At 67.2% G+C, this 15933-nt stretch carries 13 protein-coding genes; 8 read left to right on the top strand and 5 right to left on the bottom strand.

What is annotated here, in order from left to right:
• The 5 genes from ruvA to EV649_RS37205 all read right to left on the bottom strand — a co-directional run bounded on the left by ruvA (position 1) and on the right by EV649_RS37205 (position 4787).
• A complete protein-coding gene (gene ruvA, locus EV649_RS37225; protein WP_130388408.1) occupies positions 1–603 on the bottom strand; it encodes a Holliday junction branch migration protein RuvA in 603 nt (200 codons plus the stop codon).
• Positions 604–634: 31 nt separating this feature from the next.
• The gene (gene ruvC, locus EV649_RS37220) at positions 635–1231 is read right to left on the bottom strand and encodes a crossover junction endodeoxyribonuclease RuvC (RefSeq protein WP_130388407.1); all 597 of its coding nucleotides are present in this window, start codon (positions 1229–1231) and stop codon (positions 635–637) included.
• A gap of 70 nt (positions 1232–1301) precedes the next feature.
• Positions 1302–2462: a GNAT family N-acetyltransferase gene (locus EV649_RS37215; RefSeq protein ID WP_241999148.1), complete on the bottom strand. Its 1161-nt coding sequence runs from the start codon at positions 2460–2462 to the stop codon at positions 1302–1304.
• Between the two features lie 27 nt (positions 2463–2489).
• Entirely contained in the window at positions 2490–2948 is a 459-nt protein-coding gene (locus tag EV649_RS37210) for a hotdog fold domain-containing protein (protein ID WP_130388406.1), read from the bottom strand.
• 9 nt (positions 2949–2957) lie between these two features.
• On the bottom strand, positions 2958–4787 hold the full coding sequence (locus tag EV649_RS37205; protein WP_130388405.1) for a heparinase II/III family protein: 1830 nt from the start codon (positions 4785–4787) through the stop codon (positions 2958–2960).
• 87 nt (positions 4788–4874) lie between these two features.
• Here EV649_RS37205 and EV649_RS37200 point away from each other — a divergent pair, with 87 nt between their 5' ends.
• From EV649_RS37200 to EV649_RS37165, 8 genes are all read left to right on the top strand, one after another.
• Positions 4875–5912 (top strand): LacI family DNA-binding transcriptional regulator, encoded by a 1038-nt coding sequence (locus tag EV649_RS37200; RefSeq protein WP_241999146.1) that lies wholly within the window; start codon positions 4875–4877, stop codon positions 5910–5912.
• Positions 5912–6547: a DUF1961 family protein gene (locus EV649_RS37195; protein WP_130388404.1), complete on the top strand. Its 636-nt coding sequence runs from the start codon at positions 5912–5914 to the stop codon at positions 6545–6547. The genes EV649_RS37200 and EV649_RS37195 overlap by 1 nt, the downstream gene beginning before the upstream one ends.
• 121 nt (positions 6548–6668) lie before the next feature.
• A complete protein-coding gene (locus EV649_RS37190) occupies positions 6669–7289 on the top strand; it encodes a DUF624 domain-containing protein (RefSeq protein ID WP_130388403.1) in 621 nt (206 codons plus the stop codon).
• Complete coding sequence (locus tag EV649_RS37185; protein WP_130388402.1) at positions 7286–8836, top strand: extracellular solute-binding protein; 1551 nt, start codon at positions 7286–7288, stop codon at positions 8834–8836. The genes EV649_RS37190 and EV649_RS37185 overlap by 4 nt, the downstream gene beginning before the upstream one ends.
• Before the next feature lie 3 nt (positions 8837–8839).
• Positions 8840–9820, top strand: coding sequence for an ABC transporter permease subunit (locus EV649_RS37180; protein ID WP_130388401.1), 981 nt, complete (start codon positions 8840–8842; stop codon positions 9818–9820).
• A gap of 13 nt (positions 9821–9833) precedes the next feature.
• The gene (locus EV649_RS37175) at positions 9834–10721 is read left to right on the top strand and encodes a carbohydrate ABC transporter permease (RefSeq protein ID WP_130388400.1); all 888 of its coding nucleotides are present in this window, start codon (positions 9834–9836) and stop codon (positions 10719–10721) included.
• Positions 10718–13264: a Tat pathway signal sequence domain protein gene (locus EV649_RS37170; protein WP_130388399.1), complete on the top strand. Its 2547-nt coding sequence runs from the start codon at positions 10718–10720 to the stop codon at positions 13262–13264. The genes EV649_RS37175 and EV649_RS37170 overlap by 4 nt, the downstream gene beginning before the upstream one ends.
• The gene (locus EV649_RS37165; protein ID WP_130388398.1) at positions 13237–15930 is read left to right on the top strand and encodes a Tat pathway signal sequence domain protein; all 2694 of its coding nucleotides are present in this window, start codon (positions 13237–13239) and stop codon (positions 15928–15930) included. Before EV649_RS37170 ends, EV649_RS37165 begins: the two co-directional genes overlap by 28 nt.
• Positions 15931–15933 lie beyond the last annotated feature (3 nt).

The following is a 15933-nucleotide window of genomic DNA, read 5'->3' as shown; positions in this document are numbered from 1 at the left end:
CTACGCCTTGGAAAGAACGCGCAGCGCGGCGCGCAGCAGGTCGGGAACGGACGGGTTCGGGTTGTCGGCGGCGAGCGGCGACACGGCGGTGACCGCGTCCTCGGCGTCGCGGGCGGACCAGCCCAGACCGACCAGACCGGCCTGCACCTGGTCGCGCCACGCCTCCTGCGCCTGCAGCGGACGGCCTGTCACCGTCCTGGACGGTGCACCGATCTTGTCCTTCAGCTCGAGCACGATCCGCTGCGCACCCTTCTTGCCGATACCCGGAACCTTCACCAGTACGGCGAGATCCTCGGTCGCGACCGCCTGGCGCAACTGGTCCGGGCTCAGCACCGCGAGCGCGGCCTGGGCGAGCCTCGGCCCGACACCGGACGCGGTCTGCAGCAGCTCGAACAGGTTCTTCGCGTCGTCGTCGGCGAACCCGTACAGCGTCAGCGAGTCCTCACGAACCACCATCGACGTGGAGATCCGCGCCTCCTGCCCCGGGCGTAAACCGGCCAGCGTGCCCGGGTCGCAGTACACCTGCAGGCCGATCCCGCCGACCTCGACCACGGCACTGTCCAGCCCGATAGCCGCCACCGGTCCACGTACAAAGGCGATCATCGCCACCCTCCAAGCCCGTTCATTTCAGTGCTCACCGCTTGCCCTGCTGCGCCGCGACGGCGGCCCGCAGCCTCGCCATCTGCAGCCGTGACTGTGCCTGCGCCGCCGCCTCGAGATTGGCCCGGCTGGTGGCCGCTTCCTGCAGCTTGCTCGCCACTCCGCCACGCCAGACCTGACAGATGGCCAGCGCCAGCGCGTCCGCGGCGTCCGCGGGCGTCGGACGCTCGCTCAGCTTGAGGATCCGGGTGACCATCGTGGTCACCTGCTCCTTGTCGGCGCGGCCCGATCCGGTGACCGCGGCCTTCACCTCGCTGGGCGTGTGCAGGGCGACCGGCAGCCCGCGACGGGCCGCCACCACCATCGCGACCCCCGAGGCCTGCGCCGTACCCATCACCGTCCGGACGTTGTGCTGTGCGAACACCCGCTCGACCGCGACCGCGTCCGGCTGGTACCGGGCGATCCACGTGTCGAGCTCCTCCTCGATCATCACGAGCCGCTTGGAGACGTCCAGGTCGGCCGGCGTCCGGATCACCCCGACGGCGACCAGCGCCGGCGGCTTCCCCGGTGTCCCCTCGACGACGCCGAGGCCGCACCGGGTCAGTCCCGGGTCGACGCCGAGCACCCGCATGACCACCTCCGAACGTTTGTTCGACAACCCTAGTCGGAGGCGTCAGGAGTTCAGAAATCGACGCGCCGTCTCAGAAGTCGTCGAGCATGTACGCCGCAGGTCCGCCGAAGACCGCGTCGAGCGCCGTGTCGGCGAGGGCTGCTCCCCCGGTAGTCAGTCCGGCGCCGCGGAGGGTAGCCAACGGCATACCGGCGTACAGCGCTGCCAGTCCGCGGGGTCCGAGGCGCAGCGCGTCGCTCGACGGCTCAGCCGGGGTGAGAGTGGAGGATCCGTTGCTGATCGAGAGGTGCCAGTCGCCGGTGTTCGCAGGCAGTTCTGGGTCGTCGATCCGCAGGTCCGCCTCAAGTACGACACCGTCCGGGAAGCCCCGTCCCGCAAAGGCTGCCGGAGCGTCGACGAGCCGGAGCATCCACCGGTTCTGCCAGGACTTGCCAAGCGCCTCGTGCTCCGCCATCAGGTGGATCGGATCGAACGGCGGGCAGCAGGCCTCCACCGTCTTCGCGATCGACGCACCCGAGCCGACGGTCGCCCACAGCGCGCGGGCGGTCTCCTCCGACCCGGCGATGAGCTCCTCGACCGCGAGGTTGCCGTCTTTCCACTTGTAGACGACGAAACCGTCATCGGCGACGTACGCGAAGCTGCTCTCGTCCTCCAGCCAGGACTCGACCTCGGTGTGCGGCCAGATCAACGGGCCGTTCGAGCGTCGTGCCTCGTGTGCCTTCGCGGCGAGCTCCAGGAACAGGTCCGCGTCGTCGCGTCCCGCCTTGCGCACCGCCGTACCGCTGCCGCCCAGGGTCCGCAGATCGGCGGCCTCGAAGGTGTAGAGGTGCCGGCTCCCGGCGAACTCGTATCCGAGGTGCCGATAGAGCACGGTCGTCGCCGGATACAGCGCCGTCAGCGGATAACCCTTCTCCACGCACAGGTTGAGTACGGCGCGCATCAACAGGCTGCCGACCCCACGACCGCGGTACTCCGGTGCGACGACAACGCCGGCCACGCCGCCCATCGGCACCCGGCGCCCGCCCCACCACTGCTCGTGCGGCCAGACCCGCGCCGCCGCGACCAGTTCGCCACCGTCGAGGACACCGAGATACCGCCCGTCGACGATGAACGACCGCGCGGTGTTCTTCCACTCGTCGCGGTCACCACCCATCCCGAACGACCGCGTCCGCACCTGCCACACCGAGTCCAGGTGCTCCTCGGTAACCTCCACCACCCGCAGTTCAGTCACGCCAGGACCTTACGTCGTACGGCGGGTTCACTTCTTGTCAGTTACCCACAGGTGGATCGTGCCCTCGACGACCACCGTGCCGTCGTCGCGGGTCGCCCTCACTTTCACGGGTACGTCGGGCCCCGCGATCCACGTCTCCGGATCGGTCTCCGCCGAACACGTCAGGTCCGTCGTCGACTTGGCGAGGTACGAGACCTCCATCCCCTTCGGCAGCCACCGCTTCCCCGCCGGCACCGTCGCCTCCGCCAACGCCCCCATCGCCGCCTCGAGACCGTTGCACACAGCAATCGCGTGCACGGTCCCGATGTGGTTCAGCACCGCCCGCCGCTTCGGCAACGTCAACGCCGCGTAGTTGGGACTGACCTGCACAAACCGAGGCCGCACCGACCGAAAGTACGGCGCCTTCCAGGTGAACCCCCAAGAGAACACCCGCTCCCCACCCGGCACCCCACGCAACCGCTCCCACAACCCCAACACCTGACTCATCCCGTCATGTTACTCACGAGTCACATCCGGTGTGAAGGTCACGGCAGTGATGCCCGTTCGATTCAGGAGGGACGGACGGGCGGTGAGTACGACGCGGGTGACCTGGTTGCCCCAGATGTCGGCGAGTTTGGGGTCTGTGAGTGGGAGGGGCTCGAGTACGGCGGTCAGATTGTCGGCGTCGTACGAGATGGTGAGGCCTTCGACCCGGATCGTGCCGTTCTCGTGGGTTGCCGGGCCGTTGAGGATCAGGTGCCAGACGAGTTGGGTCGGTGCGTACTCCAGGTCCCAGGTGTCGGTCAGTTCGACCGCTTCGTCCAGAGTGATGCTGCGGCGCCAGGAGCGGATGCCGGCCTCGGGTGGATAGGCGTGGGCCAGGTCGAGTTCGCAGGTCGTACGGTCGCCGAGTTCGGCGGACATGCCGGTCGCCTGGAACTCGCGCCCGGGCGGCTGCGAGAACCCGTTGATCAGCGGCAGGTTGTGGTAGTCGCTCTGCATCGTGAAGATCCGGTAGCGATCGGCCGAGAACGTCTGCCGGGTGTACGTACCGACACCGAGATCGATAACGCGCGGTACGCCGTCGACGGCGACGATCAGCGAGCCGACGTCGTTGTGGTTGTGCGACTCGGCGTTGTGTCCGCCCTTCACCGCGACGAGCAGATTGTTCGAGCGGGCCACGAGTACTTCGGTGTCCGGCAGGTAGATGTCCTGGTGGCCGGCCCCCTCCTCCTCGGTCCGCAGGCCGGGCTCGAGCAGCGTGCCGATCACCCGGAGCATGGACGGAATCCGCGGTACGAGCGGATCGTCGCGATGCCGGATCACCCGCGCGTGCTGACGTGCGGCCGGCTCGTCGGTGTGCACGCCGAGCCGATACAGCGGGTACGCCGCCGACGGGTCCGCCAGTTGCGCCGGGCAGTCCGCGAAGTTCACGTACCACCGGTCGTCGATGTGCATGGCCGGCAGGTACGACGTGATCGGCCGCAGCTTGGGATGACCGAAACCGTCGAGCTGCCCGGCTGTTGCGTCGTACAACAGAACCAGGCTGTCCGCGAGGGAGCCGCCCGCTCGCGTCCAGTACGACGCTCCCTCGTCGCAACCACCGTCGTCCGGGTAGGAATCGAGGAACACGTCGAGACCGTCGACCACGAGCTCGACGACCTGTGCGCGGCGAGCCGGATCGGGTTCGAGCAGGAGGGCGCACGCGGTGAGGTTCGAGTGGATCCACGGGTTCCAGTTGTTCGTGAACTCCTTCAGCCAGCGCCAGTCGCGAATCTCGAGGAACGGCGTCAGCACCCGCTGGTCGACCTCGGTCGAGATCCGCAGCCTGGTCGCCGCATCCAGAGCGGACCCCAGCAAGTGATCCACCCAGGCCAGTAGACCGCCGGTCTCGGCACAGAACAGATCCAGATCCCGATCCCCCGGCCGCGGCAGCGCCTCACCACGCGCGGCAGCCGTACTCGCATGCGCCGGAAGAGTCCAGGTCGCCTCATCACACACCAGCCAGACGCCATCCACGACGTCCGCGACCCACCGCTCCGCACCGGTCAGCAGCGCCGCCAGCGTGCTCGTGACGATCCGGCGACGCCGCTCGAAGTACGGCGTCTCATACAGGTCGCGATTGCCCTCCCGCTGGAACCGCGCGAAGTCACTCGCCAGCAGTACCGGCCACTCGCCCGCGGCCTGCTCCTCGGCATCCGTCAGCAGCGCCGCACGATCTCCCGCCGGCACGCCGTTCCACACGTCCCGCGCATCGATTCCCGGCGCCAGCTGCACCGACCCGGCAGCGCCCAACACCCGGTTCACCAGTTCCCCGGGCAACAGTCCACGCATCGTCTGAGCCACACCGCCAACCTATCGGCCTGCGGACCGATCAAGTCATGGCGATTTAGACGATTCAACTGGGGTCTGGATAGACTGCCGGTGACCGGGATGGCTGCTGGACGGGGGACGATGGGGACGCCCAGCATCAAGGAGGTTGCGCAGCGGGCCGGGGTTTCGGTGGGGACTGTGAGCAACTTCCTCAATCGGCCGGGGATCGTGGCGCCGGAGACTCGCAAGCGGGTGCAGGACAGCATCCAGGCGCTCGGATTCGTGCGCAACGAAGCGGCGCGGCATCTGCGGGCCGGCAAGAGCCGGACCGTCGGGCTGATCGTGCTCGACGTGACCAACCCGTTCTTCACCGATCTGGCCGAAGGCGCCGAGGCGCTGGCGTACGAGCACGACACCGTGGTGATGCTCTGCAACAGCAAGACCGACCCGGTGCGCGAGGGACATCACCTCGACCAGCTCGAGCAGCAGCGTGTGATGGGCATCCTGATCACGCCGTTCGACAGCACCGATCCGCGGCTCACCGCGCTGGTCGATCGCGGTACGCCGGTGGTGCTCGTCGACCGTACGGCGGACCGCGGACTGTGCTCGGTGTCGGTCGACGACCAGCTCGGCGGACGCCTCGCCGGGAACCACCTGATCGAGTCCGGCCATCGCCGGATCGCCTTTATCGGTGGGCCGTTCACGATGCAGCAGGTGGCGGACCGCAAGGCCGGCATCACCGCGATCGTCGAGGAGACCGGCGACGTCGACCTGGAGCACTACGAGGTCGACGTGATGGGCGTGGTCGAAGGTCGCGCGATCGGTGAACAGCTCGCCGCGCTGCCGGCACGCTCGCGTCCGACCGCGGCGTTCCTCGCCAACGACCTGCTCGCGCTCGGGTTCCTGCAGGGGATGGCGGTGGCCGGCCTGCGGGTCCCACGGGACATGGCGATCGTCGGGTACGACGACATAGATTTCGCCCGCGCCGCCGCCGTACCGCTGTCGTCCGTGCGGCAGCCGGCCGAGTTGCTCGGGCGGTCCGCGATGGAACTGTTGCAGGAAGAGGTCGAGTCGGCCGAGCGGCATCGGCATCGTCAGGTGATCTTCCAGCCGGACCTGATCGTCCGCGAGTCCAGCGACTTCAAGCGCCGGCGCTGATGCCTGTCCTGTACGAGAACCCGCTCGCGTCGCCGGCCGATCTCGACGGTTTCCGGCTGGAGGGTGACGGCGCGACGTCGTTCCCGCTCGGCCGGTTGCGTCTGGAGAGTGTGCGACCGGCGGCGGACGGGCAGGACGCGAACGTCGTGCTGTGGTGCCCGGAGGACTTCCCGCCGGACGTGACGATCGAGTGGGATTTCCGGCCGATCCGTGAACCTGGCCTGTGCATCCTGTTCTTCCAGGCCAAGGGCCGACACGGCGAGGACCTGTTCGACCTGCAGCCGCGCACCGGGCCGTACGAGCAGTACCACCACGGCGACCTCGACACCTACCACGTCTCGTACTTCCGCAGACGCTGGCCGGCCGAGCGGGCCTTCCACACCTGCAACCTGCGCAAGAGCTACGGGTTCCACCTGGTCGCGCAGGGCGCCGATCCGATCCCGGACGTCGCCGACGCCGACGGCCCGTACCACCTGCGCCTCACCGTCCGGCACGGCGAGATCACCTTCGCGGTCAACGACCTGCCCAGCTTCACCTGGCACGACGAGCAACCCCTGACCGGCGGCCGGATCGGCTTCCGGCAGATGGCGCCGTTGATCGGCGAGTACGCGAACCTGCGCGTCTCCCAGGCCTGACCCCCGCCTTCGCGCACCCCCGTGACCACTCTCTGACAAACGCTTTCCCAAGCCTTGACATTGAGACGATTCAACCATACGGTCACATCACTTTTCGCCCCGAAACAAGGCAGGAACCGGCATGAGAACTGGCTGGGCCATCAAGCTGTACGACGCTGCGGACGAGGTCCTTTGGGTGATCAAGTTGAACGCCCTGTGGATCCTCTTCACGCTGCTCGGCGGGATTGCCCTGGGTATCGGCCCGGCCACACTCGCGGCATATTCGCTGGCCAGACGCAGGTCATCCGATGAATCGTTTCACGCCTTCCCTGCTTTCCGTACCGCGTTCCGCCAGGAGTTCCGCCGCGGCTCGCTCGTCGTACTCCCCCTGGTCGCGGTCGCCGTCGTTCTCGTCGGCAACTACCTGTACTTCGCCGCGCTCGGGGCCGCACTCCCCCGCCTGGCCAGCCTCACGGCGCTCGTCGCGCTCGGGCTGATCGCGGCGTACGCGCTTCCGATGGCCGTGCACTACGACCTCGGGATCCGCATGTTGTTGCCCAAGGCATCGCTGGTCGCGCTCGCGCGGCCGGCGTCGTCCCTGGTCCTGCTGTTCGTCGCGGTGTCCATCGCCTTCGTGTCGGTGAAGTTCCCGGTGTTCGGGTTCGTCCTGGCCGGCGGCGCCTGGATCCAGCTCGACACCTGGCTCTGCTTGCGCTTCTTCGCCGAGAACGAAGCGCGCCTGCACCTGAAAGGGAACCAATGACCATCTCCTCCCGACGGCGCCTCGCCGTCGCCGCCGCTTTGTCGACGGCACTGCTCGTCGCCTCCGCCTGTTCGGGCGGCGGCGACGACAAAGGCGGCCAGGCCGCCAGCACCGAGCTCACGGTGATGACTAAGTTGTTCGGCACCGCGCCGGATCCGAACGGCGAACTCCAGCAGGCGGTCGAGAAGCTGATCGGCAAGAAGCTCAAGATCACCTGGGTGCCGAACGCGGAGTACGGCGACAAGGCGAACGTCACGCTCGCCTCGGACAACATCCCGGACGTGATGGCGGTGAACGAGAAGAGCCCCTCGTTCGTCAAGGCCGCCGAGGCCGGCGCGTTCTGGGACCTGACCGGCAAGCTCGACAAATACCCGAACCTGAAGCCGGCCAATGAGCAGACCGCGAAGAACTCGCAGACCAACGGCAAGACCTACGGCATCTACCGGGTCCGGCCGCTGCTGCGCTCCGGCATAGTGATCCGCAAGGACTGGCTGGCCAAGCTCGGTCTGCAGGAGCCGAAGACCGTCGACGACCTGTACGCGATCGCCAAGGCGTTCGCCGAGAAGGACCCGGACGGCAACGGCAAGAAGGACACCTACGGCCTGATCATCCCGAAGTGGCCCGGCAACTACGCCAGCGCCAGCCCGTACGACGTGGTCGAGACCTGGTTCGGTGCGCCGAACGGGTGGGGCGAACGCGACGGCAAGCTGGTACCCGGCTTCGACACCCCGGAGTTCCTGGCGGCGAACCGGTGGCTGCGCAAGTGGGTACAGGAAGGCCTGGTCAACCCGGACTTCGCCACCCTCGACAGCGCGAACTGGAACGACCCGTTCGTGCAGGGCAAGGGCGGCATGATCATCGACGTGAACGTGCGGGCCACCCAGCTCCTCGACCTGTTCAAGGAGAAGAACCCGAAGGACTTCGACAAGGTCACCCTGGTCGGCAACCTGGCAGGCCCGGACGGCGAGAAGCATTCCTACCCCTTCACCGGGTACAACGACGTCCTCGCGATCTCCAAGCAGCACATCCGGACCGACGAGCAGCTCGACGACGTGCTGAAGACGCTGGACAAGCTCGAGTCCAAGGAGGGCTCGATCCTGCTCACCAACGGGATCGAGGGCCGCAACTTCAAGGTCGAAGGAGAGTACGCCGTACCGATCAACCAGGAGGACCCGAAGGTCAAGGCGATCCAGAACGACGTGGACAAGGCCTTCATCCAGCTCGGGACCCGGGCCAGCGTCGGCACCGGCGCCTACCAGCTGCGGCCGGCGGACGAGGCCAGCCGGAAGATGCGGGAGAAGTTCGATGTGCTGATGAACGAGGATCTGAAGACCGCGGTCTTCAACCCGGCGCTCGGCTTCGTCGCCCCGACCGCGGTGGCGAAGGGCCAGACCATCGACACGATCATCCCGGACGCGCGGATCAAGTACCTGTCCGGTGCGATCACCGAGGACCAGCTGAAGGCGCAGATCAAGCGCTGGTACGACAGCGGCGGCACGGACATCGCCAAGGAGATCAACGACCTGTCCGCCAAGGCCGGCGGCTGATCGATGGCCACCGACCTCGTGCCTGAGGTGGTGCAGCCGGCCGCGAACTCTTCGCGGCCGGCGACCGGCCCGCGGCGCAGACGCCGTACGCACAACCTCTGGCGCTACCGCTGGTTGTACCTCTTGCTGCTGCCCGGCCTGGCGTACTTCTTGCTGTTCAAGTACCTGCCGATGTACGGCCTGACCATCGCGTTCAAGGACTACGTGCCGTTCCTCGGCTACTCGGGGAGCGAATGGGTCGGTCTGAAGCACTTCCAGGAGCTGTTCACCGGGCCGGACTTCGGCCGGCTGATGTTCAACACGCTGCTGCTCGCCGTGCTGACGGTCGTCTTCGTGTTCCCGGCGCCGATCGTCGTCGCGCTGCTGCTGAACGAGCTCCGGGTCAACGTGCTGAAGCGGTCCGTGCAGTCGCTGGTCTACATCCCGCACTTCCTGTCCTGGACGATCGTCGCCTCGCTCACCTACCTGCTGTTCTCGGTGGACTTCGGCGTGATCGCGAACTGGATCCACGGCCTGGTCGGCGGGCAGAAGACGGACTACGTCGCGCAGGCGGACTGGTTCCGGCCGCTGATCGTGCTGCAGCTGCTGTGGAAGCAGACCGGCTGGGGAACGATCATCTACCTGGCGGCGCTGGCGGGCGTGGACTCGCAGCTGTACGAGGCCGCTCGAGTGGACGGCGCCGGGCGGTGGCGGCAGTTCTGGCACATCACGCTGCCGGCGATCCGGCCGACGATCGTGGTGATGGCGATCCTGACGTCCGGGCATCTGATGGACTCCGGGTTCGAGCAGATCTGGCTGATGACCACGTCGCTGAACCGTGACGTCGCGGACGTGTTCGACACGTTCGTGTACTACATCGGCATCACCCAGGGCTCGTTCAGCTACGCGACCGCCGTCGGCCTGTTCAAGGGCGTGATCGGCGTCGTGCTGATCTTCGGCTCCAACTTCCTGGCCAAGCGCATGGGCCAGCGCGGGCTGTTCTGAGAGGAGGAACACGATGAAACAACGAGTCCGGTACTACGACTCTGTCGGCAGTCGCGTGTTCGACGTACTGAACGTCGTACTCCTGTCCGGTCTGGCGATCGTCACGGTGCTTCCGCTGCTCTACGTGCTCGCCGGATCGTTCGCGACCGAGTCCGAGATCAGCTCGCGGCCGTTCTTCCTGTGGCCGCACAAGTTCGTCACCGACACGTACCACTACATCTTCTCCACCGACACGTTCGTCCGCGCGTTGCTGACCACGGTCGGCGTGACCGCGGTCGGCACGGTGATCCAGCTGCTGCTGACGCTGACGATGGCCTATCCCTTGGCGAAGAAGTTCCTGCCGGGGCGGGCGCTGGTGCTGAACCTGGTGATCTTCACGCTCGTGTTCAGCGGCGGCATGATCCCGACGTACCTCGTCGTACGGGATCTGGGGCTGCTGGACAGCTACTGGGCGCTGATGCTGCCGCTGGCGATCAACCCGTTCTACCTGATCGTGGTGAAGAGCTTCTTCCAGGAGTTGCCGGAGGCGCTCGAGGAAGCGGCCCGGATCGACGGGTGCAACGAGCTGAACGTGTTCCTGCGGATCGTGCTGCCGTTGTCGAAACCGATCATCGCGACGTTCTCGCTGTTCTACGCGGTCGGGATCTGGAACGACTACATGTCGCCTTTGCTCTACATCGACGACAGCAAGAAGTGGACGCTGCAGATGATCGTCCGCCAGCTGACCGCGGCGAACGCGGACTCGGCGAACGTGCTGCAGCAACTGGAGACGGTGACGTTCCCCGAGCAGGGCCTGAAGTTCGCGGTCGTCGTGGTCGCGACACTGCCGATCCTGTTCTTCTACCCGTTCCTGCAGAAGCACTTCGCGAAGGGCGTGCTGATCGGGTCGGTGAAGGAGTGACGACCTTACAATGGCTGGAAACTCCTTGCAGACAAGGTGTTTCCTGGGGCGTCCCCTGGCCGCTTGGAACGGTTGCCGACGGCACTCGGTTCGCGTTGGACGACGGTACGCCGGTGCAGAGCTGGACGACTGCGACGTGGCCGGACGGCTCGGTGAAGTGGTCCGCGCACGCGATCGGGCCGTCCGAGCAGCCCGATTCGTCGTACGAGCTGGTCGCCGGTGAGCCCGCGACGCCGGCTCAGCCGGTGCACGTGGAACGTGCAGATGGCGAGGTGCGGATTACGACCGGGCCCGTCGCGTGGGTGCTCCGGCAACCGGGGTTGATCGCGTCGATCAGCTACGACGGTCAGGAGGTCGTGCGGAACGTTCGGCTGGTGAGTCTGCGGCAGAATTCTCCGGACGACGACCTGGGCGGACCGCGGGAGCAGACGACGGCGACGGTGGATCGCATCACCGTCGAACAGGACGGCCCGGTGCGGGCCGTCGTCCGGCTCGAGGGGAAGCACGGCGACTGGCTGCCGTTCTCGGTGCGGCTGTACTTCTACGCGGGCGCTGCCGACGTACGGATCGTGCACAGCTTCGTCTGGGACGGCGATCCGGATCGGGACTTCCTGGCCGGACTGGGGCTCAGTGCAGACGTCGTGATGCGCGACGAGGCGCACAACCGCCACATCCGACTCGCGGGACCGTCCGGGTTCCTGACCGAGGCAGTGCGCGGTCTGACCGGTCTACGTCGCGATCCGGGCGAAGAGGTACGACGTACCCAGGTCGCCGGCCGTGCCGTAGGGGCGATCCCCAACCCAGAGGTGGCCGACCGCCTGCAGCGCATCCCGCAGTGGAACGACTACACCCTCGACCAGACGAGCGCGGACGGGTTCACGCTGCGCAAACGCACCGGCGCGGGACAGGGGTGGATCACCATCCCGTCCGGCACCAGAGCACCCGGCTACGGGTACGTCGGTGGCGTCAGCGGCGGACTGGGCTTCGGGCTGCGTGACTTCTGGAAACTGCACCCGACCCGCCTCGACATCCGCAACGCGGCCACCGACGTCGCCACGGCCACGGTGTGGATGTGGTCGCCCAGCGCTCCGGCCATGGACGTGCGCTACTGGCACGACGGCATGGACCAGGACACGTACGCCGAACAGCTCGAAGGCCTCGAGATCACCTACGAGGACTACGAGCCCGGCTTCGGCAACGCACAGGGTGTCGCCCGTACGCACGAGCTCAGCCTGCGGGTCCACGACACCACACCGTCAGCTGAGGAGCTGTCGGAGCACGTAGCGCTGCTCAATTCCCCCGGGCTGCTCACGGTCTCGCCTGCTCGTCTGCTCGAGGCAGGTGTGTTCGGTACCTGGAGCCTGCCCACTGCGGACCACCAGGACATCGAGGCCCGGCTGAACTTCCTCTTCCAGTACTACGTCGGGCAGCGCGAGCAACGCCGCTGGTACGGGTTCTGGGACTACGGCGACGTCATGCACACCTACGACCGCGACCGGCACACGTGGCGGTACGACGTGGGCGGGTTCGCCTGGGACAACTCGGAGCTCTCCCCCGATCTGTGGCTCTGGTACCAGTACCTGCGGACCGGGCGGGCCGACGTGTTCCGCTTCGCCGAGTCGATGACACGGCACACCGGTGAGGTCGACGTACATCACCTGGGCCGCTGGAAGGGCCTGGGGTCGCGGCACAACGTGCAGCACTGGGGCTGCAGCTGCAAGCAGGTGCGGATCTCCAGTGCGATCTACCGGCGCTTCTACTACTACCTGACCGCGGACGAGCGGACAGGTGACCTGATGGACGAGCTGGCGACCATCGAGGAGACGTTCCTCGTCGTCGACCCGCAGCGCAAGGTACGACCGGACGTCTACTCCCCCGACCCGCACGCGCTGTCCATCGAGCTGGGCGTGGACTGGGGTGCACTGGCCGCTGCGTGGCTCACGCGATGGGAACGACACGGCGACGAGCGGGCCCGTGCACGGCTCGTGGGAACGATGTCCGACATCGCTGCGCTGCACTACGGCTTCCTGACCGGTAGCGCGCGGCTGAACCTGTCCACCGGGCGCTTCGACACCAGCCGGGACACCATCGCGGTGTCCCACCTGTCCTCGCTCTTCGGGCTGCCCGAGATCTGTTCCGAGCTCATCGACCTGGACCTCGACGTACCGGGGTTCGAGAAGGCGTGGCTCGACTACTGCCGGCTCTACCTGCTCTCGCCCGAGGAGCAGACCGCAGAGCTCGGCCAGCCGTTGCAAGGCATCTCGCAAGAACGGGCCCACAGCCGACTGGCCGCGTACGCCGCCGCACGCACCGGTGACCCGGAGCTCGCTCGGCTGGCCTGGCGCAACTTCTCAGTGGACACGGCCGAGTGGAAGACCACTCCCGTCGACGGCGCGCTGATGCCGGTCGACGAGGCCGCGTTCATCAGTACCAACGGCGCGTCGCAGTACGCGCTGGCAGCGATCCAGAACCTGTCCCTGATCCCCGAACACCGGAATGACAGAGGTGGAACGGCATGGAGGTCTCAAGACGCACAGTCCTAGCAGGTATGGCCGCAGTGCCCGCGGTCTCCTTGCTGGACAACATCCAACCTGCAACTGCCGCGGAGGTGCAGGAAGTGAAGCTCACTTGGCTCGAAGGCAAGCCGACGACGGCAGCGGTGACGACGTGGGGTACGCCCTGGCCGAAGGGCGCCGTACCAGCGAACCAGTCGTTCGCACTCAAGTCCGCGGACGGCGCCGACGTACCACTGCAGAGCTGGCCGACCGCGTACTGGCCGGACGGCTCGCTCAAGTGGAGTGCGCACGCGATCGCAGTGGACGCACCTGCTGAGTCGTACACGCTCGGCCCGGGTACGGCGACCGCGCCGGCGCATCCCGTCACCGTGCAGAACGAGAAGCTGTACGTCGACGTCGACACCGGCGTGATCAAGGCGCGGATCCGGAAGAGCGGGACCGAGCTGATCAGCCACATCTGGCGTGGTGACGTGCTGATCGCGCGCAAGGGTCAGCTGATCAACCTGAAGCAGGACAAGATCGCGGACGACGAGGACGGCGGTGCGGTCCGGGAGCAGTACGAGAGTGACATCCAGAAAGTCACCGTGGAGCAGTCCGGGCCGGTGCGCGCCGTCGTACGGATCGAGGGCCGGCACAAGTCACGCAAGGGCCTGACCTGGTTGCCGTTCTCGGTCCGGCTGTACTTCGTGGCCGGTGCGGAGAACGTGCGAATGGTGCACACGTTCGTCTACGACCGCGACGGGCAGAAGGACTACATCGCCGGGCTCGGCGTGCGCTTCTCGGTGCCGATGCGCGATGCGGCGTACGACCGGCACGTCCGGTTCGTCGGCGAGGGGCACGGGATGGTGTCCGAGGCCGTGAAGGGCATCACCGGTCTGCGGCGGGATCCGGGCGCCGTCGTACGGGCCGCGCAGATCGCCGGGACGAAGCTGCCCGATCCGGCGACGTGGGACCAGCGGGTCACGACGCGGCTGCAGTACATCCCCGAGTGGGGCGACTACTCGCTGAGCCAGTTGACCGCTGACGGTTTCACGGTGAGGAAGCGGACCGCGAAGGGGTACGGCTGGGTCTCGGTCGACCAGGGCAAACGCGCCTCCGGCCTCGGGTACGTCGGTGGCGTGAGCGGCGGATTCGCCTTCGGATTAAGGGACTTCTGGCAGCGGCACCCGACGCAGCTGGACGTCCGGAAGGCAGCGACCGAGGAAGCCGAGGTGACCGTGTGGCTGTGGTCGCCGGCCGCCGGTGCGATGGACACGCGGTTCTACCACGACGGCATGGGCCAGGACACCTACCCGGAGCAGCTCGAGGGCCTCAACATCACCTACGAGGACTACGAGCCCGCGTTCGGTACGCCGTACGGCATCGCCCGGACGTCTGAGCTGACGTTCTGGGCGCTGGAGGCGACGCCGTCGGCTGCGCGGCTGGGTGACCTGGCCGACCAGGTGCGGACGCCGCCGCAGCTCATCAACCCGGTGGACCAACTGGTGAGCTCCCGGGTGTTCGGTGGGCTGTTCAGCCCGGTGGACCGGTCCGTGCCGGCGAAGAAGGCGATCGAGGACCACCTGGACTTCCTGTTCGACTACTACCGCGGGCAGGTCGAGTCGCGGCACTGGTACGGGTTCTGGGACTACGGCGACATCATGCACACGTTCGACGAGGACCGGCTGGTGTGGCGGTACGACGTGGGCGGGTACGCGTGGGACAACTCGGAGCTGTCACCGGACCTGTGGCTCTGGTACGCGTTCCTGCGGTCAGGGCGTGCCGACATCTTCCGGTTCGCAGAGGCGATGACGCGGCACACCGGTGAGGTCGACGTCTACCACCTGGGTCAGTGGGCCGGCCTGGGTACGCGGCACGGCGTACAGCACTGGGCGGACAGTGCGAAGCAGCAGCGGATCAGTACGGCGGCGTACCGGCGGTTCTACTACTACCTGACGGCTGACGAGCGTACTGGCGACCTGCTGTCGGAGCTGGTGGACTCGGACAAGACGTTCCTGGTGCTGGACCCGCTGCGGAAGATCAGGACCGAGCCGTACACACCTGACCCGCATGCACTGTCTATCGGCCTCGGTACAGACTGGAGTGGTCTGGCTGCTGCCTGGCTGACCGAGTGGGAGCGGCAAGGGCCTAAGGCTGCTGTCGCCAAGGCCAAGCTGCTTGGGACGATGGAGACGATCGGGGCGATGCCGAACGGGTTCGTCACCGGCAGCGGGCTCTACGACCTCGACACGGGTCGCTTCGCACCTGTGGCCGAGAAGACCGTCAGTGTGTCCCATCTGAGCGCCATGTTCGGCGAGGTGGAGATCTGCGCCGAGCTGATCGACCTGGTGGAGATGCCTGCGTTCGAGGCCGCGTGGCTGCAGTACTGCCGGCTGTTCAACGCGACCCGTGCAGAGCAGACAGCTGAATGCGGGGCGTACTTCGGCAACCTCATCCTGCGGCAGGGGCATGCGCGACTCACGGCGTACGCCTCGGTCCGGCTGAACCGCGACGACCTGGCCGCCCGTGCCTGGTCGGAGTTCTACAAGGGCGACGGCTACGCGCCGAACCTCCCGTGGACCGCCGAGGACGTGGAGTCGACGCTCAACAAGACACAGGCCGCCAAGTGGGTTTCCACCAACACGACGGCGTTGTACGGCCTGGCCGCCATCCAGACCCTCGCCCTGGTCGGCGACCAGATCGTGAACCCGTGAGGT

Origin of the sequence: Kribbella sp. VKM Ac-2569, from assembly GCF_004216905.1 — a bacterium.
Lineage (GTDB): Bacteria > Actinomycetota > Actinomycetes > Propionibacteriales > Kribbellaceae > Kribbella.
This window is presented reverse-complemented; position numbering and strand designations above follow the sequence as displayed.